The following is a 25,465-nucleotide window of genomic DNA, read 5'->3' as shown; positions in this document are numbered from 1 at the left end:
GCTCCCATCTGATTCGCTCGACTTGCATGTATTAGGCACGCCGCCAGCGTTCGTCCTGAGCCAGGATCAAACTCTCCGAAAGATGTTTGATCTAGCTTTTAAAAATAAAACATTGACGAGAGTTAAACTCTCTTGTTTAAGACTTGCTTAGCGTTTCGTTTTGTTTAGTTTTCAAAGAACAATTTGTCGTATCTCATTGACATTTACTACTATATCAGAATAACAATTCGCTGTCAACCATTTCTTTTAATGTAAATGAATGACAATTATTACTCCGAGTTGCTTCAAAAGCAACTTTTAAATCATATCACCTTACCAATCAAAAGTCAACAACTTTTAATTTGTTTTCTTCATCTCGCTCGGTGTTTACTAATAGTAGCATGCATAGTCTTTAACTGTCAACAACTACTGCATAATTTCAATTTTACAAATATGATATCTTCTATCTATATATAAAAATAGTATTTTTAAGAAGGTGGATTTCTAGAGCATACCTTTTTCGTTCACAGCAACAAACAGCCCGCTCTTTATGCTGAACACAGCATACTCCCTTTATGCATCCCCACACAAGGTATAACTACACACGAAAACGAACTGAATATAACTTGTACAATAAGCAAAAGTGGCGGCTCACATAATCGAATGGCACACCGTATCCTCCAGGATTTACATTGTTCCAATTAAACATGAAAAACCCCATATCTGCAAAAGATATGGGGTAAGTAAATTTCCTGCTTTTATTTAAGGAATATAAAGTAGCAAACAAATATGACGAATAATCCATACATAATCGGGTTAACTCGCTTCTGGTTGCCTGTCAGCAGCATTGTGATTGGATAGAAAATGAATCCGCAAGCAATACCTGTTGCGATACTGTTTGTTAATGGCATCATGATGATTGTCAGAAATGCCGGTACAGCAACTTCAAGCTTGTTCCACTCAATATTCTTAAGGGAACCGCACATCAACACCCCAACCATAATCAACGCCGGCGCTGTTACAGCTGACGTGACAACGGACAATAAAGGATAGAAGAACAATGCCAAGATAAATAATAAACCTGTCACAACTGCCGCAAATCCAGATCTTGCGCCAGTCGCTACTCCCGCACTCGATTCAATATAAGAGGTCGTTGTCGAGGTTCCGAACAATGCACCAGTGATTGTTGCAAGAGAATCCGCGAATAACGCCTTACCCGCACGAGGAAGCTTGTTCTCTTTTACAAAACCAGCTTGGTTAGCAACAGCCATCAAGGTTCCAGCGGTATCGAAGAAATCAACGAATAAGAATGTTAATACAACAATCAGGAATTGAACCGTGAACAAATCAGATTGAACAGGGTTCAAATATGGCTCAAGCGCGACTCCAAAAGTTGGTGCCACACTTGGAATCGAACTGAATACAGCAGTTGGAACTTGGATCAATCCTGCAATCATGCCAATGATTGCCGTGATGATCATGCCGTAGAAGATACCGCCTCCAACTCCCTTTACCATGAAAACAACTGTGATGAATAATCCAGCAACCGCAAGCAATGTGTTGCCATTTGTGAAATCTCCAAGCGCCACGAATGTGTTCGGGTCAGCGATAATTAGTCCCGCGTTTTTCAAGCCAATGAATGTAATAAATAATCCAATCCCAGCCCCTACTGCATATTTCAATTCACCAGGGATCGCATTAATAATGGTCTCACGAATACCAGTCAAGGTTAAAATTGCGAAGATGACACCGGAAGCTAATACACCAGAAAGTGCTGTCTGCCAAGGAATACCCATAGTTAGAACAACAGTATAAGCAAAGAAAGAATTCAATCCCATACCAGGAGCTAATGCAATAGGATATTTCGCGATAATACCCATGAAGAAGCAGCCAACCGCTGCTGCAAGTGCTGTTGCAACAAACACAGCTCCATGATCCATACGCATCGCATCCGGCAGGTTCTCAACATCTGCCAAAGTCAATTGCAATGGGTTTACGACCAAAATGTAGGCCATCGCAAGAAAGGTTGTTAATCCCCCAATAAACTCTTGTTTGTAGTTTGTGCCGAGTTCATCAAATTGGAAATACTTTTTCATCTCTTCCGTAACTCCCCTTCTCTTCATATTCATCACGTCCATTACTACGACTTGTTTCCAAGAAAACAAAAACACCCCGAAACCGAATCGTTTCAGGGTGACAAAAGTTAAGAGAATACACCTATATTAAGTGTACTATCATTCACTCGTAGTCAAGCCATTAACGGTAGCTCGGTAGAAACTTATGGGCCATATCCCCATGATTATACGAAGATTTATATTTATTTGATTAGTTCATTAGTATTGTATCAATATATTTATTTACGGTCAAACAATAACCGAACAATTAATTATATTTATGATGTTTCGTTCGTTTATATTCCAGTATATGCCACACGTTCCTTACCGATGGGTGAAAAATCTTCCTTTCTGTGTGTTTTTCATGCGACATTCGCAAAAGATCAATCCCATGATATTCGAAAAAATCGTATAGATTTGCTTGAACTCATCTATCATAATCGCGTGTTCACCTATAACAGAGACGACTTTGACACCTGGCATACCGGGAAGCAAAGATCTTAGAGTTTTGACTGATATACATCCAATCTATACCCTCATAAATACCTTTATCCCCCAAGAAACGGAACCATTCTCTTTGAACCAAACATCCCCCCCCTTACCTTTGAATATAAAAATTCTTCTTGGATTCATGTATAGAGCAAGGAGACAGCTATCATTCATGCATAATATCCCTCCTGCCACGAAGCGGGGAGCATGGCAAGAAGAACACAAATGAATGATTGTACTGGACAATGAACGTTTATGATATGAATCTAAGAAGTGCAAGCTAAACCAAATGCATGACAATTGATAGACCACCACCAAAACCTGTCATTATCTTATGCGCAGAAGTAGCCATACACTATAGTGACACAAAAATAAAAAGTCCTGAAAAACCTTGTACGGTTTTTCAGGACTCGATAACACTTATATTATTCCCACTCGATGACTTTGCAAGTTTTACTTAGGATTTTTGTTGATTTCAAGGCCTTTTGATAAATTGCAAATTATGATTTCAGTCCTAAAATATGGTCTATTTGAAATTTTGCTATCAAAATGCTATCACCCATATTATACATACTATCCTGTAAATATGATGTGGCTTATCGCAACCATATTCTAACAACTGCAAGCCTCTAATTCAAGGGAGAACACTCCAGTTATTATTTAACTCCGGGACTTTAGTTATGGTAACTCATCAATCAATGTAGTTAAGACTATAATTTAAAGTATAATACTTCAGAGTATAATAATTGGTCAGCAATCCTTCTCATTTAAGAGCACAGAGCCCACTACTGTTGTTATTATCCAAGGAGAAATTATCTACTCACTTATTACAGATGCAGCGTCTACGCACTCTTCCACTTTAACTTCCGGTTCTTTTCTTTCTTCTGCAGTATTTCCTTCCGGAGCTACTTTCTTTTCTGCTGTCATTTTTTCTTCTTCCAATTCAACTAACAACTTTTTGCCAAAATACACTATACAAGCCAAACCAAATACTAACAGAATTACAAACAGTCCGTATGCTACTAAATCTGTTAAATATCCTACATTATTAGCTGTAGTTGCTGCAGCGTTTTGAATTCCTGTGTATGCATCACCACCATATGAAGAACGATATTCATAGCTACTATAGTTCTGGCCTTTTACAACAAATGACATAATAACGGAAAATGCACCTACTACCATTCCTGCGATTGAAAAATACTTCTGTTTTATTTGTTTCATGTTCTCCTCCTTCTAATTTCATTAGTCGAAACTATTATATTAATATAATAATCTAAAATGTGGAAATTTTCAACAGTGTATATGCTTTCACCTACTCATCTGACTCTTCTTAAACGCCCTCTCATGTTCCCTTTCCTTCTCTCTTTCTTTAGCTCGACTATATCTCTTACCTTTTCTGTTCCAAGGCCCTTTAACACATAATTAAAACAATCGGACTTTTACTTTTAACATGCTATTTTTAAAACATATATCCTCTATCAGCTTCTTAAAAAACAAAAAAACAGACGATATAAATATCGTCTGTTTAATTTCCATTTTTTTACATTTATTCCCATTCAATCGTCGCAGGCGGCTTAGACGTGATGTCATACACGACGCGGTTGATATGGTCGACTTCGTTTACGATACGTGTAGAGATTTTCTCTAACACATCCCACGGGATTCGTGCCCAGTCAGATGTCATTCCATCGATGGATGTTACGGCACGGATACCAATTGTGTAATCGTATGTGCGCGCATCGCCCATGACACCGACACTGCGGATGTCAGGAAGGACGGTGAAGTATTGCCAAATATCACGGTCAAGACCGGCAAGGCGGATTTCCTCGCGGAGGATGGCATCAGATTCTCTTACGATCTCAAGCTTCTCTTCCGTTACTTCGCCAAGAACACGGATTCCTAGACCTGGTCCAGGGAACGGCTGTCTCCAAACGACCTCGTCTGGAATGCCCAATTCTGTTCCAAGAGCGCGAACTTCGTCTTTGAAGAGCGTATTTAAAGGCTCAATCAATTGGAATTGCATGTCTTCAGGAAGCCCGCCAACATTATGGTGGGACTTAATTGTTTGCGCAGTTGCTGTACCGCTCTCAATGATATCTGTGTAGAGTGTACCTTGCGCCAAGTAGTCGATGCCCTCTAATTTAGTTGCTTCATCATCGAATACATAGATGAATTCGTTACCGATGATTTTGCGTTTTTGTTCTGGGTCACTGACACCAGCGAGCTTGGACATGAAGCGTTCTTTTGCGTCCACTTTGATAACGTTCATATTAAAACCTTCACTAAAGGTTTTCATAACGCCATCTGCTTCACCTTTACGAAGAAGGCCGTGGTCAACAAAGATACATGTCAATTGATCACCGATTGCCTTATGGATCAATACGGCTACAACAGATGAGTCAACACCGCCGCTGAGCGCGCAAAGTACTTGCTTGTCGCCGACTGTTTGGCGGATTTTCTCCATTTCCATTTCAATGAAGTTGGCCATAGACCAGTCGCCCTTACATCCACATGCGCCGAATACGAAGTTCTTAAGAAGGTCATTACCGTATTCTGAGTGGCGTACTTCCGGGTGAAATTGAACCGCATATAGCTGGCGGCTGTCATCACTTATCGCCGCAATCGGACAAGATGGGTTTGTGGCATCGATAGCGAATCCTTCTGGCGCTGTTACGACATGGTCACCATGGCTCATCCATACGGTTTGATCCTCTGGAAGACCTTTGAACAAGACGGATTCATGATTAACATGGATGTCAGATTTACCGTACTCACGCTTGCTCGCACGTTCCACCTTCCCACCGAAGTGCTGTGTCATTAATTGCATGCCATAGCAAATGCCCATGACCGGAATGCCCATATCAAAGATACGTTCATCACAGGAGAAAGCCGTTTTATCGTACACGCTGTTTGGCCCTCCAGAGAAGATGATTCCCTTTGGATTTAATTTCTCAATTTCCTCAACGGTAATTGTGTGCGGGTGCAATTCACTATATACCCCGAACTCACGTATTCTTCGCGTGATTAACTGGTTATACTGGCTCCCAAAATCAAGGACGACAACCATTTCCTGAATTGGAAGATCTGTTGTTTCTACCATTGCTTTCACCTCATTAAATAGTTTAGATCGGTTAACTTGAGCAATTAATCATCCAAAGAGATGACCTACCTCTTAATCCTCCCATTCGTCAACAAAAGCATCAGGCATTTCCCCGGTGCAACAAACGAATAATCATATGTCCTCACCCAAGCTGCTCATCTTTTCGAACGAGCTCACTTATAATCATAACCTGTCGAATAAAGAAAAACTAGAATCCCCTATATGTATTTCAGAATTCTAGTCGCTATTTATATACTTCCCTCATAGTCAAATCATTTATCCGGTGATTTGGTATGAACTTTCGAACCTTATTTCCGAAATTATATGAAGGGTTTGGATGTTGAATAATATTAACCTCGCATAATTGTAACAGTGAGCGAAAACCGAGGTCAAGCAATTGTTTTCAAAATCATTTTCTCCCACTTTGATCTGTACTCATTCCAATCCGGTTGTGTACTTGTGCCTGAATAAAGAATTCGTTCATATTCAGCTGTAAGCTTGCTCATTTCTGATGTCCCAAAGAACTGGTCCACATAGCGCGCATACTCCCGCAAGGTTTGCCCTTCTGCCCGCTTGATGCCAAAGCGACTCAGTTCCTCAAGCAAGCGAAGATACGCTTTCGCAAATCGTGCTTCTGATTTTGACCTTTTATAATAGAAGACCCAGAGACGCGGAGACCATTTGCCCCTCTGCCAATAAATGAGCGAAATTACCGCTCCTAACACAATCACCGCACCGGCAATCGTTTTCCAGGAATCCTTCAAGGCATCAATCACCATTGTCATGTTAAAGGAGTTGCCTCCACCAGCCCCTTCATCCTCTCGCTCAGGCATTGTCTCTCGTTCTTCATCCGGCACATCGGTTTCAGAAGTTTCAGGTTCATCTTGCTCCTCCTGGTCAAATGTCTCAATGAATCGCGCTTCCTGACTAAAACCCTTTGTCGGTTCAAACGGGACCCAGCCCGTGTTCGGGAAGAACACCTCTGGCCATGAATGGGCATTGTTATTCGTCACTTCATAAACGGAGCCGCCCGCCGCGCTATCATATACCGTTTGGCCCGCCGTGTAGCCTTTCACCCATCTCACCGGAATGCCTAATGAGCGCACCAATACGACCATGGCTGTCGAGAAATTATCACAATAGCCGATATTTGTTTCAAACAGGAATTGGTCGACATAATCCTGGCCCTCTTCAGGATAGGGGATTCCTGCCTGGCTGTAGGTAAATTTCTCTCCCTGCAAGTACTCTTCAATTGCCTTCACCTGGTCATAAACAGAATCAGATTCGGCATTCTCAGAGATAATTTCGTACGCTAAGTCCCTCACTCTTGATGGCAAGGAAGATGGCAACTGTACATATTCCCCCTCTAAAAGCCCTTCATCATAGTCATCCAGTCTGTTCTCTCTCAAGACATCCAGATAAAAGGTTGGGCTCATAAAGGTGATGTCAATGTTTTCAATCCTATCCCGCTCTCCATCCTCCACATCAAGCGGAACAATACGGGCGGTCCTCTCAGAATAAAGCAGCTCCTGCGGATTTTCATCTCCGTTTACTGTAATGCTGTCGATGTACATCGGGCTTGGATAAGGGATATGACCATGGTCAATATTGATATCAAGCGAAGCTTCTGATTCATCATTCTTGCTCTCTCCAAAATAATCATACAAGCCAATATCCTCATCTTCACTAAAGGCTCTTTGCCCATTATTATTCCCTATGCTTTCCCAGCCCTTGCCTGTATAGATTGTTTTATGCTCGATCTTCCACTTTGTTCGGACTGGTGTATCTGCTTTGAAAACGACTGAATTATCTCCCACGAAATCACCGCCGAGCTGCTGGTCATTTTCTCCGTAGCCTATCCTCTTGCGATCAGACCCATATTTCTCTGATGTTGATTTAATAAAGGAAACCGGGTCTGGCCAAATCGCTTGAGGCTTGGGAGCCGAGAAGCCAATTAAGACACCTATGGCAATCATACCTGCAAGCACAGAAACCCAAATACTAACCTTTCTCGCTGAATACGGAAGGCCACCATGAGTAAAGAGACGAATCAATGCCAAGGTTCCAAGCACCGCAAACCCGCAAATGACAAGCCGAACGATAGCCCCGTCCCCATCATAGGGCGTGAACGTATCAAGCACAGTCACATATAAGAATGTCAGAAACAAGAACAAAAAGAGGCGCTGCTTCACCATCACCCAATAATGGAGCAGATAGCTCAGCATCCAAATGACAATGAAGAAGAGAAATGTACGGAAACCAGGAGTTAGTCCGGCCCAGTCAGCCGCTAACGAATCACCGATCCCTTCTGCCAAATCAGCAAACAGCAGGCCAAGCCAGCTCTCCTCTCCCATCCTCGTAACAGCCTGGTAATGAAGGAAATACAGGCTAACGCTTATATAAAGGAAGGAAACAGGGACCATCCACTTCCACGATACGTTAAAGGCATACAGCGCAACCAGCAGGGCTGCATACCCAATAAAAAAGCCAATATTCGATGTATCCGTTACCTCGTCAATCGGCCTCAGCCATTCCAAAAAGAGCAGGAACGCAAAGAAGAATAAAAGAAGACGCACACCAGGATTCATTTGATTCTTCATCTCATCCGCTCCTTCCATATATCCCACTCGCTTCTTCCATGAATGACGGAAATCGCCACACCATGATTGGCCGCATAAGAATAGGCATCCTGTTCAGGCTTCTCCAGCTCCCGCGACACATCCTTCCGGAAGAAAAGAATAGTTAGCGGATGCTTCCCATCAGACAATCGGGTATAAGCCTGCACCATAGGCATATTCAACTCAGACGTGATAAAGATTAATGAAGCATGCTCAGGAATAGACCTTTTCGGCGGGGCATAAGAGCCCTCCCCTGACTGCAAGGCTTTCAGCCTAGCGAGGAAATACATGATTCGCTTCCGGTGCACCTTGCCCTCTTTTACCTCAACCAGCTGATTATGCTGCCCGCCGCGGGCCCAAACTCCAACACGCATTCCTTTCTCGAGCACGGCTTCTGCCAAAGATGCAGCAAAGGTGACCATCTCCTCAAATATGTGGTACTCGCTGATTCCATTGAGCATCAGGAAGCTGTCATTGCTATGATTCTCCTCAAAGTTCTTCGATTTCAAGCCCAATCCCTTCGCACTGGATTTCCAGTCAATCGTCACCATACGATCTCCTGGCTCATAATCGCGGATCCCCGATACCATTGCTGTCTCTTGCCTGAGCTTATACAAATTGGCTCGCTGTCCATGCTCATATTCACTCTTCAATTGGCGAACAGCCAGAGGTACGGTCTTCGGCAAGACCAGCACCGTTTCTTTTGCCTCCACTACGCATTCCTTCTCCAACATACCGAGCAGGTCACCCGTGCGCAGAACAAGATCCGAGAATTCATGCTCCCCTCTGACTAAATCCTTGATTGTATAGGAAAACTCAAGTTCTTTCTTAAAGCCAATGAAGACAAGTGCACTCTGCTTCGTACTGCCGGATAATACACCAAGCCTCCCAGGAAGCTGCTCATCGACGAATATGTACACAATTGGTACAAGATATTTGCGTTTGATTCGAATCTTCATTTCTAACGAATCACCCGCATGCAGCGTCCGATCACCCATTACCCGTTCAACGCGGAAATCATCTAATGGATAAAGGAAGATAAGCCATGCATAAATAACAAACGGAAGAAAGCTATAGAAAAGGAACCAGCTAACAAAGCCACCTTGAAACATAGCATAGGAAAAAGTCGTCCCAAGCAAAAACAAAAGCATGATTAATGTCGACCATTTTCTAAGAAGAAGGCGGAACTTGCTCATCATTAGTTCACTTGCCTTTGGACCGGCACAGAGGTCTTCGCCAAGATTTCTCGGATGATTGCCTGCGCATCAATCCCTTCATACAGCGCCTCCGACTTCATGATGATTCGATGGCTGCATACATACGGGGCTAAATATTGAACATCATCCGGCAGGCAATACTTGCGGCCGTGCATAAAGGCCCAAGCCTGCGAAGCCTTCATTAAAGCAATCGACCCACGCGGACTGACACCTAAATATACCCGTTTATCAGTACGAGTCTTAGCCATTAGCTCAACAATGTATCGCGCAATCGATTCATCGACAAAGACATTTTGCACTTCCTCCTGAAGCGCAGCCATATCCTTCAGCGTAATCACCGGCTTTAACTGATCGGTCGATGCCTGCATTTGAGCATTCGTTAATATCGCTATCTCATCCCCCATATCTGGATAGCCCATTTTTGTTTTGATTAAAAACCGATCAAGCTGAGCCTCCGGGAGGGAATACGTACCTTCATATTCAATAGGGTTCTGGGTTGCCATAACAAAGAAAGGAGAATCAAGCTGATGGGTAACGCCATCAACGGTCACGCGATGTTCCTCCATCGCTTCAAGAAGTGCTGACTGTGTCTTAGGGGAGGTGCGGTTGATCTCATCTGCGAGGATTATATTGCCCATAATCGGACCTGGGCGAAACACGAACTCATGCTCCTTCGGGTTATAAATCGAAATGCCTGTCACATCAGAAGGAAGCAGGTCAGGGGTGAATTGAATACGTTTATAATCAGCCTGGATGGACTTCGCCAATGCCTTCACAAGCATCGTCTTCCCAACTCCCGGCACATCCTCTAAGAGCAAATGACCCTTAGCCAATAAAGCCACAAGACTTAGCTTTGCCACCTCTGTCTTTCCGATAATAACTGTCTCGACATTCTGAATAATCTTCTGAATCGTTGGATTGGTTGTTTCCTGCATATATTTACGGCCCCCTCTGCTTTATACCTTATTGTTATAATATTCCTACTTAACAGTCAATTAATTTACGTTAAATAGTTTGAAAAATTGGAAATTGAGCTTTTTGAAGAAACAGCTAAAGGCAAATCAACCTCCCAAGTGAATAGGTATCAGGAGGTTAATTTGCCTTTTCCAAATGATATGTTTTTAGTTTCTTAGTTTTTCTATCGTCTGTCTCACAATTTCCTTGTCCCGCTTCACCAAAGTTCTGGCGAAGTTGCTCCTTAATCCTTCATGTTCAATGTTAGCCAAAACGGAAGGGAGATGGCTATATTTCGAATCAAAAGTACTTAAAGATTCCTGTATATTTTCGTACATTTCATCTAAAGTGGACATAGATAAGTTTGTCTTTAAAAGACGATATTTAAAGAATCCAAGTCGATTCCGCTTGTTTTCGATGTACTTTAACAAAGCTTTATTTTCCTCAAAATCATCATATTGCCTTTTAATTAAAATATATAATGTGGCATCAATATCTAAGAGGAGAGCATCTAAATATTCTTTATCCTTTATCTCAAAATATCCCTGTTCAAACATTCCCTGTTGCAGTTTACTTACCTTTTTACAGTCATCCAAAAAACGCTGGCGAGCGGAAAGGATGACTTCGAAAAACTCTTCATAGCGGGCTGCCATCTTCTTTTCTCCATCAGTCACAGCCCATTTACGGATAGCTTTTTTTGCCCTCTTCATATAAGAAGTTTCCACTCTTGCCTGCTTCTCAAAGGTCCTCTTCACTCTTGTAAAAGAGACAAGCATACCACCAATATACTTTATGGCCTTTAGCTTCTCTTCCTCGCTCAAAGGAGAATCAGCATACAGTGCATATCCTACACCTTCTCCATTCTTTACGTATATACCCATATGATAGATTTTACCTTCATTCTTAAAGGCATATCCGGGAGATTGATACTCCTCCCCCGGTCTTCTATATTGCTCAAAAAACTCCTTCATTTAATCATCCCCATTAATACAATTAAGATCCAGTCAGCCATTTAAAGGGTTTCGTTATCGCCTTCCAGGCATTTTTAGCTCCTTTTCCGATCTTGGATTCAGATATGCGCGACCAGTTATTAGCAGCCCATTTTACACCTTTTCCAACACCCCATATAACTCCACCAGCAACCGCTATTCCCAAACCAGCTGCCTGAGCACCAGGAAAAGCTGCCGTAGTCATACCGATATTAAAAACCAGTTCACCAAAATCAGAAGCCGTCGTCGCACCTGCTGCAACCTTATCCGATGTAGCAACCTTACTATTAATCACATCCCAAGTATCGCCGGCTGATTTAATAGTATTAACAAGAGAAAAGCCTGTGCTCACCACATTTGTTGCAATACTAAATTTGCTTAATACTCCGGATGCTGGCCTTGCAGTATTAACTACATTAGGAAGCATCTCCGTCCCATTACGAACAACATCCCCTACTGTTCCAGCAGCTGTAGATATATTAGAATACCCCTTATAAATATCCAAAGCCATACCCGAGCCATTATGTACATCCTCCACTAAATCAAACCAAGGAGGCGTCCTGTCACCAAGAGGTAGTTTAGCCCCGTTCAAAATTAGTGTTGAAAAGAAATTCGGCCCTCCAAAGGTGCTTTTCAGATTGACATTATCCCCTTGTTCCAGGATGCTAACTGCAAAGTCAACCTGACCATTGATTACATCATTGCCTAGATAGGAAGCAATATCCCATGGGTCTACTCTGCCGTCTTCATCCTTTTGCTCTTTCGGGATGTTCGACGGGATGATAGATTCATTTAATAACGCATCCTGGATGTTTCCACCTTTATCCCCATTGATTGAAGGTTGAAATGAAAGATATGGGTTAGAGACATATGGCGGTAACGGCTTTAGCGTACCACTGCCAGAAGGAATGAGTCCATTTCCTCTGCCTGCCTCGTTACTGATCTCTGGGCTACTATTGCTTCCGCCGCTATTGGAATCTGAACTATTACCCTGCCAGCCCTCTTTTGTCCAGGTGCTTCCTTCCCAGGTATCTCCCGTCCATGAACTTCCTTCCCACGTTTCTCCGCTCCAGCTGTTCCCTGTCCATGAGTTGCCTGTCCAAGCTCCATTTGCCATAGCCATCGGCAGCATAAAAGATTGAAAAAGAACAAAAACAACAGCAAATAGCACACAAGCTTTTCTCAAAAAACCATGCCTCATTACTCTACCTCCTATTTTCATTAAGGAAGGTGATAATTCTAGATGAATGGGCTATTCCTTTTTACTTTTCATTACTGCCCGAGGGAGTTTCCCTCTTTCTCTCTAATAGCTCTCAGATGATTAGCTCGCATAGCAGGAAGTGCGATAGCCGCTGCCAATATACCATAGGAAATATCACTGCTAATGAAGATATCCAAAATGGCCACAGGCAATAGAATCGCATAATAAAATATCATGAAATACTTATAGATTTTTCTCCACTTTTTCTCTTTCGCGCTCATATTAGTCACACCTTTCGATAAAGTAAACACTCAAGTCCAGATCAACCACTAATACCGCGACCATTTCCGTCAGTCAATCCAAATAACGCCCGCATCCCGCTCATCTGATAAGGAAATCATTTCATCGCTGATTCCCATTTCCGAGATAAATCCGATTTCCGGTCCCGCTCCCGTTTGGAACACCTTTTCCTTAAATCCATCCAGGTATTTGCCTTGCCCCTTGAATTCATTCGCTGCTTTTATGTAAATGCGGTCATCATGAAACAGGGCGATTTCTGCTTGTTCCAGCTTTCCTCCATTGGCAAGAATGACATTCCTTGCTTTATCAATTACTGCCGGCTTGATGCGGCTTTCATATTGCTCAGTCAACACTTGCCTGAGCCTTCGTTTTCCGAGACCAGCGTTTAACTCATCCGCTAACACTTCATCAATAGCATCAATGTGGATTTCATTCTCACTTTTCTCGCTTCCATATCGGGCTCGCAGTTCATCTTCCTTTAAACTGACCTTCACCTTAATTTTGACTTTTGTTATTGGATTGACATCAGGCGGGTTTTCTTCATCCGGATCTGGCTCAGGCGGCAGGTTTTCCTCATCAATCTCGTCAAACTCAGCCACCACATCCCAAATTCTTTCGTAAAACTCAGCCGTGGCCGATAGACTGGCCTGCTGGGAGGTCGTAAAGGATTTCTCTTTAACGGCATATACTTTTGCGAAATTTATAATGACCATAAATAAAATAAACATGATGCTAATCATGCCTAGGAGAAAGAGGGTGATATTCCCTCTCTCATTGTGAAGAAGTGACTTTCTCATTCAATCACCTTCCCGCTAGCCTCACTTGTGAATGGGATGGACGGTTTGCCATTTGGGAATAGCATATCCGGCAGGAACACAAGATTAATGTCAACTGATACCTTTGCATTGAACTGGGAATCGCCTGTCATCGCTGTATCTGCACTCTTTAATTGAAGATAACTAATATGATTCACAGTCGATTGCGCCGCTGCTCTCGCCTCTGTCCATTCACCAGTTATGGAATAAACCTTGGCTGCCTCATTCACAGCTGACTGAGCAACAATTACTCCATGCACACCTACAACAAACTGCCAGGCAATCATCATAACCATGAAGACAAGAGGGACCATTCCTAGAAATTCTAATGTGGCTGAACCTTCCTCCTCGCTGACTGCTCGCTTGAAGTCCATTACGTCCACCCCTCTTCGGTTTCTCTCTTTTCAATTGTATAAATCTCTTCTCTCCACTTAATGATGTATCCGCTAATGATTAACGTAATTATAGGGAAGAAGAGAAGGTTCAAGAACATGTGGGCTAATAACTGTGCCGCAAAGGAGGTAGTGAGTGAATAAATTAAGAGAGTTATACCCGAGGAAATAAACAGCTCAATAAAAGCAAACAGGAATACAAGTATAAATAATTTAAAGAAGTGTTTCCTGCCTAATCTGAGTCCTGACTTAACACTTTTCCAAACACTCTTATTTTCCATCGTTGCAATGAACGGAATTGGGTAAAGGAGAGTAATGATAATGAGACCAGGAATAAAAAATAAAACCAACCCTAAGGTCGCTATTAAACTAGCCACTACAGCAAACATAAAAAATTCAAAACCATTAACAAAGAAATAGTAGTATGCATTCCGCAAACTTCCTTCATTACCTTGATATTCATTAAACATGTACCGAATAAATGGAGCCTGAGCATAAAGCAGCAACAGAATCGTCAAAAAGCTTATGTACACGTCCGCTATTATCGTTGTTCCGAAGAATGTCGGAGTCACTGCCATAATATAATTGGATAGAAATGAATGAAGAAGCAATAACGGCAGTACAATTGTGACTCCCAGCAGCAAAATATGCTCAAATCGACTTGAAAACAATGAGAACGCTTCACGAATAGGTTTATCCATACAAATCACCCAATCTACAAGATATTTATTACTAAACTGCCTGCTTGCTGTTCAAAGCACCTATACTCCGGCTGCAAAATAACTAGTAGATGTAGTAAGAATACATATCATCATCTACCAAATATTTAACTAAGGGATTACAATTAATATCTAATCAAAGCCTCGATTAATTCCTAAGCATCCCCATATTTGACCTCAAGTCATCCGCTTCCTTTAAGGCGTACTTTTCAGCAGAGAATTCTAGCAGCTTCTCATAGCTCTCTCTACCTGCCATAAGGTCTTCCTTAAATAAGGTGAATTCTTCCTCAAGAACCTGAACGAACTCTCTTGCTGATTTCCGATCATAATAAGCAGCCAATATTTCTGTTACATATGAGGCATCCTCTCTGCTTAATCTCCCTTTATCTCTTTTAATACTCGTCAAAAGTTGATGATTAGAATCTAACTGTTCATACATCCGTCTTTGCTGAAGGTAGATTAATACATCGAAATGAGGAAACACCTCTAATAGGCGTTGCCGATCTTCACTAGTAAATGTAAATGTTTCAAAGAGCTTATGTTCGATCTCAGCAGCAACCCTGAATTTTTCTTTCTTTTCTTTCTGGCACCATAAAACATAATCAGAAAACTCCTTGAATTTCTCGACCATTAATTTTCTTTCTGCATTATCAGCCCATTTATCCAATAATAGGTTGATTCTTTCATTAGTCCTTGCTAATTCCTCTGAAACATCAATACGAGGCTTAACAGCATTCCGAATTCTTAGTAATCCTCCAAAAATGGATGAAAAGTTTCCCATTATATACTCTTTTTCATCCAATGTCATCTGTCTTTCGGGAAAAATAGCGAACCCTATTGCATCATCTTTTTTTGGAAATCTATTATATTGAACTAGCATCCATTTATGGCCATTTTCTTCAAAGGCAAAGGGCATAACATAGTAGTTTTCCAATAATTTTTTGTATTTTTTAGCCTCTTTTTCTACTGTTGATCTGTCCATAATAAACCTACTTCCTGATGAGCATTTTCTAATTTCCAATGACCACTTTTATGGGCAAAGGGGAACTGTTATGCCTTCCCCTTTGCAGTTTTGCCTTTAAGAAAAAGCTCCTTTAATTGATTTGAAGAGAGAGCCAATTTTCCTGCCAGCTTTACCAGCACCTCTTTTGATTGAGCCCCAATTCGAGACAACTAGTTTTACACCTTTTGATATAGCAAATGTCCCAGCGCCAGCAATAATTAATCCAGCTCCTATAGCCTGCCCCCCCGGTATGGCCGCAGCCACTGCTCCGCCATTCATTAATACCTCACCAAGAGATGCCGTAGCTTCGGAAACCGCAATTGTTTTAGCCGCTCCAGTACTATTGTCATTCTGATATACCTCTATTGCTTTACCTGTATTTTTGAAAGTATCTATTGCAGAAAAAACAGTTCCTACAGATGCAGTTGCAACATTCACCTTAGATAACATGCTCATTGGAGGTCGTAAAGCAGAAGTATAACTACTTACTTGCGTTGCTGCTAAACTTCTATATCCACTTAAACTCCCTGTTGCAGCAAAACTAGATCCCCACAAAGTTTTAATGGCTGCTGCACCATCAATCCCAGCATTCGCCATTCCATATGCATCATCAATGTTGACTAAGGCTCTGTTATCACCCATTCCTAACTTAAACCCATTTAGGACTAATCCATAAATATCATTAGGGCGTTTAAAGCTAAAGTCACCAGAAGCGATGTCTTTAGTCATATTCACCTGACCTACAATGAGATCATTCATGACATATTTTGAAATATCATATGGATTAATATCCAATTCATCTGATTCAGCAGCACCACTAGCGCCAGGTTGACTTATGGACAATCCAGCCCCTGGGGAACCAATACCTATCCATGGCAATCCTGTTGCCGGGTTAATTCCGCTCCCGTTTTGTCCTGCCCATGGCTGTCCGGTTGCCGGATTAATTCCATTGTTTCCATTGCCAATCCATGGTTGACCAGTTGCGGGATTAATTCCGTTTACTCCATTCCCTGTCCACGGCTGCCCGGTTACGGGATCAATTCCATTCACCTTATCCCCAGTCCATGGCTGTCCGGTTGCGGGATCAATTCCATTCACCTTATCCCCAGTCCATGGCTGGCCGGTTGCCGGGTCAATTGCGCTTATTCCATCGCCTGTCCAACCATCTTTTGTATAGCCTTCTTGCGTCCAGCCATCTTGCTCCCAGCCATCCTGAATCCAGCCCTTCCCAGGATCCCATGCTTCTCCTTCCCACGAGAAACCTTCCGTATTCCAAGCATCACCAGTCCAGGAGTCACCCTTCCACGCATCACCTTTCCAGGAAGTTCCTGACCAGCTTGCACCTGCTAGCGGAACAAGGAAGGATTGGAACAAAACAAACATAATGGCTAATAAAACAGAAAGCTTTTTAACCACTTTCCTCTTCAACCAATCCTCCCCATTCATTCTAGGAAACGGCTGATAATCTAGATGTCTGTACTATTCCTATTTATTTGTGTTTTGATTGTATTTCTCCTGGATTTGCTTCTTTGTTTCCTCCAGTGTCTCTGTGTTTAAGTTTTCTAAATCATTTATTATCGTTTTTCTTGATTCATTTACCTTCTTGACCAATTCGATTCTCTTATTATCTAGATATTTCTTTTGGTCAGAGGTAATCATGTCTAACTCTCTCAATTCGCTAATAAGAAAAGACATATTATTCTCTTGCTTCATAAATGTAAGTACATATTCGTTTTCTAGTTTTCCTGTATCCAAGTCTCTCTCATCGCTTTCTACCTCTGCCTTGAGGTCGGCATTTTTCTTCCAGTTCTCCCACTTCTCCAGCATGTCCTTTGCTTTATCAAATTCAGCTGATAACTGCTCACTATTATATACATTTGTATAGGTGCCATTAGCCTTCTCCGCTAATTCCTTCAGCTGCTTTTGGGCAGCTCCATCTACATCAAATCCAATCACATTGATAATAGGCTGAATATTAGAATCTGCAAAAGTTTTAGCTGCTTCCACAGGGTCCCCACCACAGGTTTCAATGCCGTCACTCACGACGTACACCATATTCGTGTGCGCTTCTCCGTTAAATTCTTGCATATCTTCTTTAGCTTGTATCATAGATTGTGCTAACGGCGTCCAGCCGGCTGGTTGAAAAGAATTTAATGCCTTTGTAAATTCCACCTCATTGTACGAGCTAAATGAATAGGCCATTTCGCTGCTTTTACAGGAAAGTTCTTTGTCAGCATCTGACCCGGTCCCCTTATGGCCATATACTCGGAGCGCAACCTTGGCATTCTTAGGAGCAGCTTGTAAGAATTTATTAATCGCTTCCTTCGCTGCCTCCATCCGCGTCTTACCATTTGCTTGATTCGCCATACTGCCGCTTGAATCTATGAGAATCTCAATATTATAGTTTTCTTTGAAATGATAGCGTGAATCTTCCAGTTCTGGGTTTCCATACGAACTCGACTTCCAGCTATCAATCACCGTTTGAGGGTCTGTGAGATCAACAGATACTTGACTGACTAAATAGTTAAAAACTTGATTTAGCTCTTCCTCTGTTGCATCTGCTGGTATTCCTTCCATATCCTCAAAAAAATTATCATACTTCTCTGGCTCTTCTAGGAAATCAAACTCAGCATATGGACCTTGGAGCTGATTCGCTAGATATTCTGGGCTCATCTCAATAGCTGGTGCTTCCGAAAATTTCTCAAGCCAATTATTTGGGTCCTTGTCTTGGTTTGTATCATTTTCCTCATTTAGACTTTCTTCATTTCCATTCACTTTTTCTGACGGAGATGCTTCAGAGGATGGCGATTTTTGTTTTGATTCCTCTTCAGAACATCCTGACAACAGCAAAAGAATACTAATAATTGCAAGCCACTTCTTCAAGTTGCACACCCCTAAATAGATATTATTCAGCAATCATTTTATCCAATAGTGATTTAAATTTGCTCGCAATAGTAGTCCCAAGACCAGACCCGCTAAACGCCGTAGAAACCAATCCAACCAAAATGACGATGACAGCCGCAATCCCAATCCACTCTAGTGTTTGTGAACCTCTCTCATTCTTTAACAGACCGCCAACTCTTGTAGAAGCTTTAACATACATTTCCGTAAGATAGTTCATAATAAATTCCTCCTATTAGTATAAGATTTATATAACTCCCTTTTGGGAGGGGTTATTGAAATAAGCTTCCTAGACTGTTATCACCATAAATCATGTTCAAGATCATCAGCCCCGCAATAATCAATAAGGACACAGGTGCAACGACAAAGGTCGTGACCAGCGTGACCTTTGGTGAGGCTTTAGCTGCCAGTTCTTTTATCTTCTCTTCACGGAATTGCCTCATATCCTCGGCCTGCACCTTAAAGGTAGTCGCAATCGGGACACCGAGCTTCAAGCCCTGAATTAGCGACTTAATCAACCCCTGGAATTCCTTGTTATCATTTCTTTCTAGCAATCCTCTGTACGCGAGCTCGCGCGGAACCCCCAATTCAATCTCATGATTAAACCGAGAAAACTCCTCATGAAGCGGCCCATCGAAATAGCGAATCACCTCGCGCAATGTTTGGTCTAGACTGACCCCAGCCTGCAGGCTCGTGCTGACTGTATCAAGGAAATCGGGCAGATCTTGCCGTAATTCCTCCTGCCGCTTTTTAGCAGCCTGCTTGAGCCAGAATACAGGTGCCAAAAAACCAAAAACAGGCAGTAGAATAGGACCAAACTGTGCCAGCGGAAATCCGAGAATTAAAAAGATTAAAGAGGCGAAAAACAGGGTGACCGCTAGCCATATCTTGAGCCCTTGAAACCGGTCGAGCGTAAAGTTATATGGCCGGCCAGCCCTCCTTAATAAATCCTCAATCTCTTTGTTTTCGCTGAAGAAGTTAATGCGCTTGCCTAAATCAGCAAAGTCATCGGAATACGTAAATATCTTTTCCGTCAGCTTTGAATTCTTCTTTCGTTTTCGGCTAGTTCCTAGATAGCCATCCTGAACAGTCTCAGCTATATGGCTAATCAAGCCTCTTTTTTCATCCAGGTAGCGGTTATAATGCCGAATGGTTAAAGAGAAAAACAACCAGAATAATAAAACGCATAAAATGATGAGAGCATCCATAGACTACACCTTTATATTTGTAATTTTTCGAATCAGAAAGAAAGAGAGCACCACACCTGCAATAAATAAACAGAGCAATACGATTCCCGGGCCCGTCCATAATGGGTCGACAAATCCATCCATTGAGGCATTCATGATTAACACAAGAAAGATTGGCATAGCTGGAACGATATACGAGATGTACTTTTGTTCAGCTGTCATCGTTTTGATTGATTGATTCAGGATTTTTCGATCCTCTAATGTGTTGGACATTGATTCAAGAATGGCCGCTAAATTGCCGCCGGTTTTTTTCTGAATAAGAAGCGTGGCAATAAAGAGCTGAAATTCTCTGGATTTATTTTGTTTCTGAATAGAGCGAAGCGCATATTCAAGCGGCACCCCAAGCCTTAATTCCTGTGAAATGCGTTTAAATTCATCTCCTGCCGGCGCCGGTGTTTCCCTTGCCACTAAATCAATCCCTTGATTCAAGGTCATCCCTGACCGTGCCGCATTTCCAAGCAAACGGCAAATGTCCGCTAGTTGGTCATTAAACCGTTCTTCATATTTATTCTTCCGCACCATAAACAACGCATAATGCGCAAAATAGGATAGACCCAAAGGAATCAGGGCATTCAAGGGAAAAGGAATTTTAAACATATTCGTAAATAGGACTGACAGAGCCAGGAAACCCAATATGTGAAAGGCAAGATATTCTGACGGGGCAAGCGGAAGGTTCGCATTGTGCAATTTCACGCCAAGCTCCTTCGCACGGTCAGTCTTATCGAATTTATCTCCTAGTCCACTGAAAAAGCTCGTTCGTTTCTTCTCCGGATACCATGAAGATAGCTTCTGCTTCCATTCGCGTTTTTGCGCTCGATAGCCCAAATAGGAATAAATGCACGCAATTAATGCCAGTACCGCCAGACTAGAGAGTAGGGGAATGTAAATCATTTCGTTCATACAAATACTCCTCCTTTGGCGTAAATAGGCGTTCATCCAGTTTAATACCAAAGATACGAATCCGTTCCAGGGCTTTAGGAATAAGCCCTGTTGCCGTATGATAGCCTAGCACTTCACCATTGGCTCCCATGCCCGTCCGCTTAAATGTAAAGATATCTCTAATCTGAATTTTGTTATCCTCATCCACGGACACTTCTGATATATTCATGATCTTCCGTTTCCCATCAGACAGGCGTTCAGCTTGAACAATATAATCCAGCGCCCCCACAATGTATTCCCGGACAATATGGGAAGGCAAATCCATGCCTGCCATGATGACCATTCCCTCAACCCTGCTAAGCGCATCTGCCGGGGAGTTCGCATGAACAGTTGTCAGGGACCCTTCATGACCGGTGTTCATGGCCTGCAGCATATCAAAGGCTTCCGCGCCGCGGACCTCACCGACTATAATTCGGTCAGGCCTCATCCTGAGCGCATTCTTGACCAATTGCCGAATGGAGATTTCCCCGCTCCCCTCCACATTCGCAGGACGCGCTTCCATGCCTACAACAGACCCTCTGTTCAGTCTTAATTCAGCCGAATCCTCTATCGTGATGACCCGCTCATGTACAGGAATCGATTTCGCAACGGCATTTAGGAATGTTGTTTTCCCGCTCCCTGTTCCGCCGGAGATCAACACGTTCAATTTTGCCTCTACAATGGATTCCAAAAAGGATATCATCGACTCATCCAATGAACCGAACTCAAGCAAATCGCGCATTTCGAATGGTGTTTTACGAAATTTACGAATAGATATTAAGGTTCCATTCAAGCTGATTGGGGGAATAACAGCATTGACACGGCTGCCGTCTGGGAGCCGGGCATCCACCATTGGTGAGCTCTCATCAATCCGGCGGCCAAGCGGGGCTACAACCCGGTCAATAATATGCCTGACATGCGATTCATCACGGAATTCAACGTCTGAGCGTTCAAGTCTTCCGTTTCTCTCAACAAAGACTTCTTCCGGCCCATTCACAAGGATTTCTGTAATGCTCTCATCATTCAATAAAGGCTCAAGGGGACCAAATCCAACGGACTCATCTATTAGCCGTGTAAGCATCAACTCCCTGTCATGTCTAGGGATAACGACCTTCTCCTCTGACATGAAGGTGCTGATAAGGCGCTCAATCGTCAGTCTTTTCTCTCCCTCTGATAAAGAGGTTAATGTTTCTAGATTGGTCTCTGTTAATAATCTCGTTTTATAGTGTTCTACCAATTCATCAATATAAGGGTTTGTTTGCGAGGTACTATAGCCGCTGACCGGAAAATCCTGCGGAACATCCCTCTTTTTACTGAATAGCGCCATCGTTCACTCTCCCTTCCAACTAGTCAATAGGGCAATTGGCTACTTCAACAGGCTGCTGACCCATTTTTGGATATCCTTAGCGACCAAGGACAATCGTTTCTCCTTGGCTTCTTTGCGGATTGGCTCACTTTTATTGACGGAATGAAGAACTCCTTTAACATCCTTTTTAACTTCAATGGCAAACGGATATTGGATAAAGCGGCCAAGGTCTTTGCCGGTAAGTTCCGCCTCCTTGCCAGCCTGGTTGACAACTATCTCGAGGCGTTCGTCTAAATGAATGCCTAAGCGCTTCAATAATTCCTCCACGCCTTTGAAAACTCGGATGGAAGGTGTATCCGGCGTTATGCAATAGAAGATTTTATCTGCCTCTTCTATCGCCGCAAAGGAGGTAATGTCAATATGGCTAGGAACATCCAGAATGACGAAGTCAAAACTTCTCTTACAGGCGCGGATGAGACGCTTAATATAATCTTCATCGATTGCCTCCGCGATTTCAGCATCCCTCGGACTGAGCAATACCTCTAATTTTGAGAAACGCTCCTTTTCGGTTACATTTCGGATATGGCTGTCGCTAATCTCATGAATGACTGGCTTTAGATCAACCAATGAACGGTTAGCCTCGATTCCCAGATATGTTTCTACCCCTCCATATTGGAGGTTTAAATCGATGAGAATGACTTCCGCTGTTGAATCTAGCTTTAAGGTTTGAGCAAAAGTGGAACTTATTAAGGTTGTGCCGCTTCCGCCCTTCCCGCTATAAAAAGCGATGACCTCTCCTCGCCCTTTCGAGAACACCGATGAACCTGCCCCTCCTTGCTTGTTGCGTACTTTCACCATATTGCCAAGAAACTCAATTCTATCTGAGAGCAGTTCCTTTTCATCTGGTATGACAAGATAATCAATCGCTCCAGCCCGCAATATCTCCCGAGCTAGCTGGAAATCCTGCACATGGTGCAAAAAGACAACTGCGGTTGTTGGACTCGTTTTTTTAATCGTTTGAATGACCTCTATGATGGCCGCCTCTTGCCTGTATAACACAATGGCAATATCGGTGTGTTCCTCTTTCTCCAATTGTTCAACCATGCGGCTCGCCGATACTAATTCCCATTTAGGATAGCTGGAAAGGAATTCTCCTATACCAGTATAAAGAGGATTATCTTCATCTCCGATGATAAGCAATGATACATCTTGATTCATTTGGCTTTCCCCCGTCATCTCTATTTAAATGAGCCTTTTAGTCTTCTTTTTTTTCTTCTGATTCATCTTTCTTGTCTTTTGATTCTTCCTTTTCCTCTTCTTTAGGTGGAGCTTTTTCGGCTTCTTTCACATCCGTTTTTTCTTCTTTTGTCTCTTCCTCGGCTGCTTCTAGCTCTTCAGCTGGCTGTCCGACGTTCGATTTTACGATTCGAACACTGTCTGCATAATTCTGCATATGTATTAACTCAGGCGCTTTCTCAAGCGGGACTTCCAATTGAACTCCCGCGAATTTGTCACTCTTCTTCGCAATCCGCGCTACCTTCACATCTTCCATAAAGATGGTGGTTTGTGGTTTATCTCCGAACTTCTCCGATACGATAATATCGACCCTATCGAGCGCTTCAAGCGATTCATCAAAGATGACCCGCTCATCAGACATGACAGAGATTAAACGATTGTGTTCCTCCATAACGACAGAGGATTGTTTTAAAATATTCTTAGAAATGACATCCCCTGCAGACAAAGGGACCACGGCCACCTTGTTCTCCAGGTCACTGACATTCGTGATGTGATACTCCTCCAGATATTTCTGCGGAATCTCTTTCGTCGTAATCATATCCGGCATTATTTCCTGTCTGGATGAAATATCTGTTTTCGCCGCATACACTTGAACCATCGTTCCCAAATCATTATTCATTGCTTTCACTTTCTGTAAAACTAGGAATCCGGCTATAATGGCTAGCGATAAAGATAATAGTAAAAATATAATGGCTCTTCTCTTTGATTCAAGCATGTTTCTCCTTCATCTCCTCTCATACAGCGGTAGAAAAATACCCAAATATTTCCCTTATATTTCGAATTATTCAAACTTTTGTCATGAATTGCAACCCATACCATAAAAATACACAAAATCAGTAGTTTCGACTCATTTTTCTTTTGTACTTCACCTTTCTAAAAGAAATTGCTAATATTCATGATAAAACTCCCTGTTATTTATAGAAAAACCAATGTTCAGCTTAGTAAACTAGCCTTATCTATCTATTTATTGAGAATAAAATTATGATTATAGACTTATAAAAGAATGTTTATTTAAGGTTTAGATATCTATTCGTCATACGATATCTCTAGTAACTTATCTATTTGAGGTTATGCATATCCATTTGTAAAACTGTCCACACATCCTCTTTATAGCTCTATGGACCCCTTGCCGCCATTGGCATAATTCGTCATAATGCCACATAATTAAACAATTTTCACTACTATAAGTAATACTCCTTCCTGTAAACGCCGAATTCAACACCTTCTTTTTTTCAGATAAACAATATGGTAGTATGAAAAAATTGAGACTTAAAGGAGACAACATGATGATCAAAAATATTCTATTTGATTTTGATGGCGTTATTATCGATTCAATGCCCATTAAAACAGCAGGATTCAGGAAGATTTTCGACGAGTATGATGCTGAAACGGTAAAACCACTATTAGATTTTCATAACCTAAACGGCGGCTTATCCCGCTATGTGAAAATCAAGTATTTCTTTGAAGATGTGTTGGGTACTCCTATTGAGGATATAGAAATCATGCGTTATGCCAATAGATTCTCTGAAATAGTGAAGGAAGAACTGAATAACCCAGAGCATTTGATTGCAGAAGTTGTACAGTTCATTCGGGATAACCAAGAAAATTTTAATTTCCATATCGTTTCTGGAGCAGATGAGCAGGAATTGAAGTATTTATGCGAGCAATTAAATATCGCGCAATATTTCAAGTCGATTCACGGTTCACCGACTCATAAAAACGAACTGGTTAAGCAGGTTATGAAAGAGAATAGCTATCTTAAGACAGAAACCATTTTAATAGGGGATTCCATCAATGATCTGGAAGCCGCAGAGGTAAACGAAATCGGCTTTTATGCGTATAACAATGCAGATTTGAGACCTCTCTCTACCAATTACATTGAAACGATGGCTGACTTTACTTTGTAA

Annotated in this window: 22 protein-coding genes, 1 rRNA gene and 2 riboswitches; of the genes, 1 reads left to right on the top strand and 22 read right to left on the bottom strand. The window is 42.1% G+C overall.

Features of this window, described 5'->3' with window-relative positions; translation table 11 throughout:
* The 22 genes from CYL18_RS16285 to CYL18_RS16180 all read right to left on the bottom strand — a co-directional run.
* Positions 1-82: ribosomal RNA gene (locus CYL18_RS16285) — 16S ribosomal RNA — on the bottom strand; the annotation flags it as partial.
* 655 nt (positions 83-737) lie between these two features.
* Positions 738-2,075, bottom strand: coding sequence for an NCS2 family permease (locus CYL18_RS16280; RefSeq protein ID WP_104850570.1), 1,338 nt, complete (start codon positions 2,073-2,075; stop codon positions 738-740).
* A 129-nt stretch (positions 2,076-2,204) separates the two neighbouring features.
* A riboswitch (purine riboswitch) is annotated at positions 2,205-2,306 on the bottom strand.
* Positions 2,307-3,398: 1,092 nt separating this feature from the next.
* Positions 3,399-3,803, bottom strand: a complete 405-nt coding sequence (locus CYL18_RS16275; RefSeq protein WP_104850564.1) for a hypothetical protein — start codon at positions 3,801-3,803, stop codon at positions 3,399-3,401.
* A gap of 325 nt (positions 3,804-4,128) precedes the next feature.
* Positions 4,129-5,682: a glutamine-hydrolyzing GMP synthase gene (guaA, locus tag CYL18_RS16270; protein WP_104850563.1), complete on the bottom strand. Its 1,554-nt coding sequence runs from the start codon at positions 5,680-5,682 to the stop codon at positions 4,129-4,131.
* Positions 5,683-5,926: 244 nt separating this feature from the next.
* A riboswitch (purine riboswitch) is annotated at positions 5,927-6,030 on the bottom strand.
* A gap of 41 nt (positions 6,031-6,071) precedes the next feature.
* Positions 6,072-8,282, bottom strand: a complete 2,211-nt coding sequence (locus CYL18_RS16265) for a transglutaminase domain-containing protein (protein ID WP_161497156.1) — start codon at positions 8,280-8,282, stop codon at positions 6,072-6,074.
* Positions 8,279-9,499, bottom strand: a complete 1,221-nt coding sequence (locus CYL18_RS16260) for a DUF58 domain-containing protein (protein ID WP_104850569.1) — start codon at positions 9,497-9,499, stop codon at positions 8,279-8,281. The genes CYL18_RS16265 and CYL18_RS16260 overlap by 4 nt, the downstream gene beginning before the upstream one ends.
* Positions 9,499-10,452, bottom strand: a complete 954-nt coding sequence (locus tag CYL18_RS16255) for an AAA family ATPase (protein WP_104850561.1) — start codon at positions 10,450-10,452, stop codon at positions 9,499-9,501. Before CYL18_RS16255 ends, CYL18_RS16260 begins: the two co-directional genes overlap by 1 nt.
* A gap of 186 nt (positions 10,453-10,638) precedes the next feature.
* Complete coding sequence (locus CYL18_RS16250) at positions 10,639-11,442, bottom strand: hypothetical protein (protein ID WP_104850560.1); 804 nt, start codon at positions 11,440-11,442, stop codon at positions 10,639-10,641.
* Between the two features lie 22 nt (positions 11,443-11,464).
* Positions 11,465-12,661, bottom strand: coding sequence for a hypothetical protein (locus tag CYL18_RS16245; RefSeq protein ID WP_104850559.1), 1,197 nt, complete (start codon positions 12,659-12,661; stop codon positions 11,465-11,467).
* Positions 12,662-12,732: 71 nt separating this feature from the next.
* The gene (locus CYL18_RS16240) at positions 12,733-12,942 is read right to left on the bottom strand and encodes a hypothetical protein (RefSeq protein WP_104850558.1); all 210 of its coding nucleotides are present in this window, start codon (positions 12,940-12,942) and stop codon (positions 12,733-12,735) included.
* A gap of 69 nt (positions 12,943-13,011) precedes the next feature.
* Positions 13,012-13,758 carry a Tad domain-containing protein gene (locus tag CYL18_RS16235; RefSeq protein WP_104850557.1) on the bottom strand — a complete coding sequence of 249 codons (747 nt, stop codon included), beginning with the start codon at positions 13,756-13,758 and terminating at the stop codon, positions 13,012-13,014.
* A complete protein-coding gene (locus tag CYL18_RS16230) occupies positions 13,755-14,150 on the bottom strand; it encodes a TadE family protein (protein WP_049672382.1) in 396 nt (131 codons plus the stop codon). Before CYL18_RS16230 ends, CYL18_RS16235 begins: the two co-directional genes overlap by 4 nt.
* Positions 14,150-14,869: a hypothetical protein gene (locus CYL18_RS16225; protein ID WP_104850556.1), complete on the bottom strand. Its 720-nt coding sequence runs from the start codon at positions 14,867-14,869 to the stop codon at positions 14,150-14,152. The genes CYL18_RS16230 and CYL18_RS16225 overlap by 1 nt, the downstream gene beginning before the upstream one ends.
* Before the next feature lie 166 nt (positions 14,870-15,035).
* On the bottom strand, positions 15,036-15,908 hold the full coding sequence (locus tag CYL18_RS16220; protein ID WP_146102856.1) for a hypothetical protein: 873 nt from the start codon (positions 15,906-15,908) through the stop codon (positions 15,036-15,038).
* A gap of 57 nt (positions 15,909-15,965) precedes the next feature.
* Positions 15,966-17,318 (bottom strand): hypothetical protein, encoded by a 1,353-nt coding sequence (locus CYL18_RS16215; protein WP_104850554.1) that lies wholly within the window; start codon positions 17,316-17,318, stop codon positions 15,966-15,968.
* 57 nt (positions 17,319-17,375) lie between these two features.
* Positions 17,376-18,773 carry a vWA domain-containing protein gene (locus CYL18_RS16210; RefSeq protein ID WP_104850553.1) on the bottom strand — a complete coding sequence of 466 codons (1,398 nt, stop codon included), beginning with the start codon at positions 18,771-18,773 and terminating at the stop codon, positions 17,376-17,378.
* Positions 18,774-18,795: 22 nt separating this feature from the next.
* Complete coding sequence (locus tag CYL18_RS16205) at positions 18,796-19,011, bottom strand: hypothetical protein (RefSeq protein WP_104850552.1); 216 nt, start codon at positions 19,009-19,011, stop codon at positions 18,796-18,798.
* Between the two features lie 52 nt (positions 19,012-19,063).
* Entirely contained in the window at positions 19,064-19,999 is a 936-nt protein-coding gene (locus CYL18_RS16200; protein ID WP_104850551.1) for a type II secretion system F family protein, read from the bottom strand.
* A gap of 3 nt (positions 20,000-20,002) precedes the next feature.
* The gene (locus CYL18_RS16195) at positions 20,003-20,938 is read right to left on the bottom strand and encodes a type II secretion system F family protein (RefSeq protein ID WP_236636500.1); all 936 of its coding nucleotides are present in this window, start codon (positions 20,936-20,938) and stop codon (positions 20,003-20,005) included.
* Entirely contained in the window at positions 20,904-22,283 is a 1,380-nt protein-coding gene (locus CYL18_RS16190) for a CpaF family protein (RefSeq protein ID WP_104850550.1), read from the bottom strand. Before CYL18_RS16190 ends, CYL18_RS16195 begins: the two co-directional genes overlap by 35 nt.
* Before the next feature lie 39 nt (positions 22,284-22,322).
* Positions 22,323-23,480 carry an AAA family ATPase gene (locus CYL18_RS16185; RefSeq protein WP_104850549.1) on the bottom strand — a complete coding sequence of 386 codons (1,158 nt, stop codon included), beginning with the start codon at positions 23,478-23,480 and terminating at the stop codon, positions 22,323-22,325.
* A 37-nt stretch (positions 23,481-23,517) separates the two neighbouring features.
* Positions 23,518-24,273 (bottom strand): SAF domain-containing protein, encoded by a 756-nt coding sequence (locus tag CYL18_RS16180; RefSeq protein WP_104850548.1) that lies wholly within the window; start codon positions 24,271-24,273, stop codon positions 23,518-23,520.
* A 568-nt stretch (positions 24,274-24,841) separates the two neighbouring features.
* Between CYL18_RS16180 and CYL18_RS16175 the strand changes: the two genes are divergently transcribed.
* Positions 24,842-25,465 carry an HAD family hydrolase gene (locus tag CYL18_RS16175; protein WP_104850547.1) on the top strand — a complete coding sequence of 208 codons (624 nt, stop codon included), beginning with the start codon at positions 24,842-24,844 and terminating at the stop codon, positions 25,463-25,465.

The organism is Pradoshia eiseniae, assembly GCF_002946355.1.
Taxonomy (GTDB): Bacteria; Bacillota; Bacilli; order Bacillales; family Pradoshiaceae; genus Pradoshia; species Pradoshia eiseniae.
The sequence above is the reverse complement of the archived record's forward strand: the minus strand, read 5'-3'. Positions and strand labels throughout refer to the sequence as shown.

Bases quoted from the DNA above. Each gene is read 5' to 3' on its own strand.
- CYL18_RS16200 (WP_104850551.1), bottom strand. From the start codon at position 19,999: ATGGATGCTCTCATCATTTTATGCGTTTTATTATTCTGGTTGTTTTTC.
- CYL18_RS16175 (WP_104850547.1), top strand. From the start codon at position 24,842: ATGATGATCAAAAATATTCTATTTGATTTTGATGGCGTTATTATCGAT.
- CYL18_RS16195 (WP_236636500.1), bottom strand. From the start codon at position 20,938: ATGAACGAAATGATTTACATTCCCCTACTCTCTAGTCTGGCGGTACTG.
- CYL18_RS16235 (WP_104850557.1), bottom strand. From the start codon at position 13,758: ATGAGAAAGTCACTTCTTCACAATGAGAGAGGGAATATCACCCTCTTT.
- CYL18_RS16265 (WP_161497156.1), bottom strand. From the start codon at position 8,282: ATGAAGAATCAAATGAATCCTGGTGTGCGTCTTCTTTTATTCTTCTTT.
- CYL18_RS16185 (WP_104850549.1), bottom strand. From the start codon at position 23,480: ATGAATCAAGATGTATCATTGCTTATCATCGGAGATGAAGATAATCCT.
- CYL18_RS16275 (WP_104850564.1), bottom strand. From the start codon at position 3,803: ATGAAACAAATAAAACAGAAGTATTTTTCAATCGCAGGAATGGTAGTA.
- CYL18_RS16260 (WP_104850569.1), bottom strand. From the start codon at position 9,499: ATGATGAGCAAGTTCCGCCTTCTTCTTAGAAAATGGTCGACATTAATC.
- CYL18_RS16240 (WP_104850558.1), bottom strand. From the start codon at position 12,942: ATGAGCGCGAAAGAGAAAAAGTGGAGAAAAATCTATAAGTATTTCATG.
- CYL18_RS16280 (WP_104850570.1), bottom strand. From the start codon at position 2,075: ATGAAAAAGTATTTCCAATTTGATGAACTCGGCACAAACTACAAACAA.
- CYL18_RS16205 (WP_104850552.1), bottom strand. From the start codon at position 19,011: ATGAACTATCTTACGGAAATGTATGTTAAAGCTTCTACAAGAGTTGGC.
- CYL18_RS16230 (WP_049672382.1), bottom strand. From the start codon at position 14,150: ATGGACTTCAAGCGAGCAGTCAGCGAGGAGGAAGGTTCAGCCACATTA.
- CYL18_RS16245 (WP_104850559.1), bottom strand. From the start codon at position 12,661: ATGAGGCATGGTTTTTTGAGAAAAGCTTGTGTGCTATTTGCTGTTGTT.
- CYL18_RS16250 (WP_104850560.1), bottom strand. From the start codon at position 11,442: ATGAAGGAGTTTTTTGAGCAATATAGAAGACCGGGGGAGGAGTATCAA.
- CYL18_RS16190 (WP_104850550.1), bottom strand. From the start codon at position 22,283: ATGGCGCTATTCAGTAAAAAGAGGGATGTTCCGCAGGATTTTCCGGTC.
- CYL18_RS16180 (WP_104850548.1), bottom strand. From the start codon at position 24,273: ATGCTTGAATCAAAGAGAAGAGCCATTATATTTTTACTATTATCTTTA.
- guaA (WP_104850563.1), bottom strand. From the start codon at position 5,682: ATGGTAGAAACAACAGATCTTCCAATTCAGGAAATGGTTGTCGTCCTT.
- CYL18_RS16255 (WP_104850561.1), bottom strand. From the start codon at position 10,452: ATGCAGGAAACAACCAATCCAACGATTCAGAAGATTATTCAGAATGTC.
- CYL18_RS16225 (WP_104850556.1), bottom strand. From the start codon at position 14,869: ATGGATAAACCTATTCGTGAAGCGTTCTCATTGTTTTCAAGTCGATTT.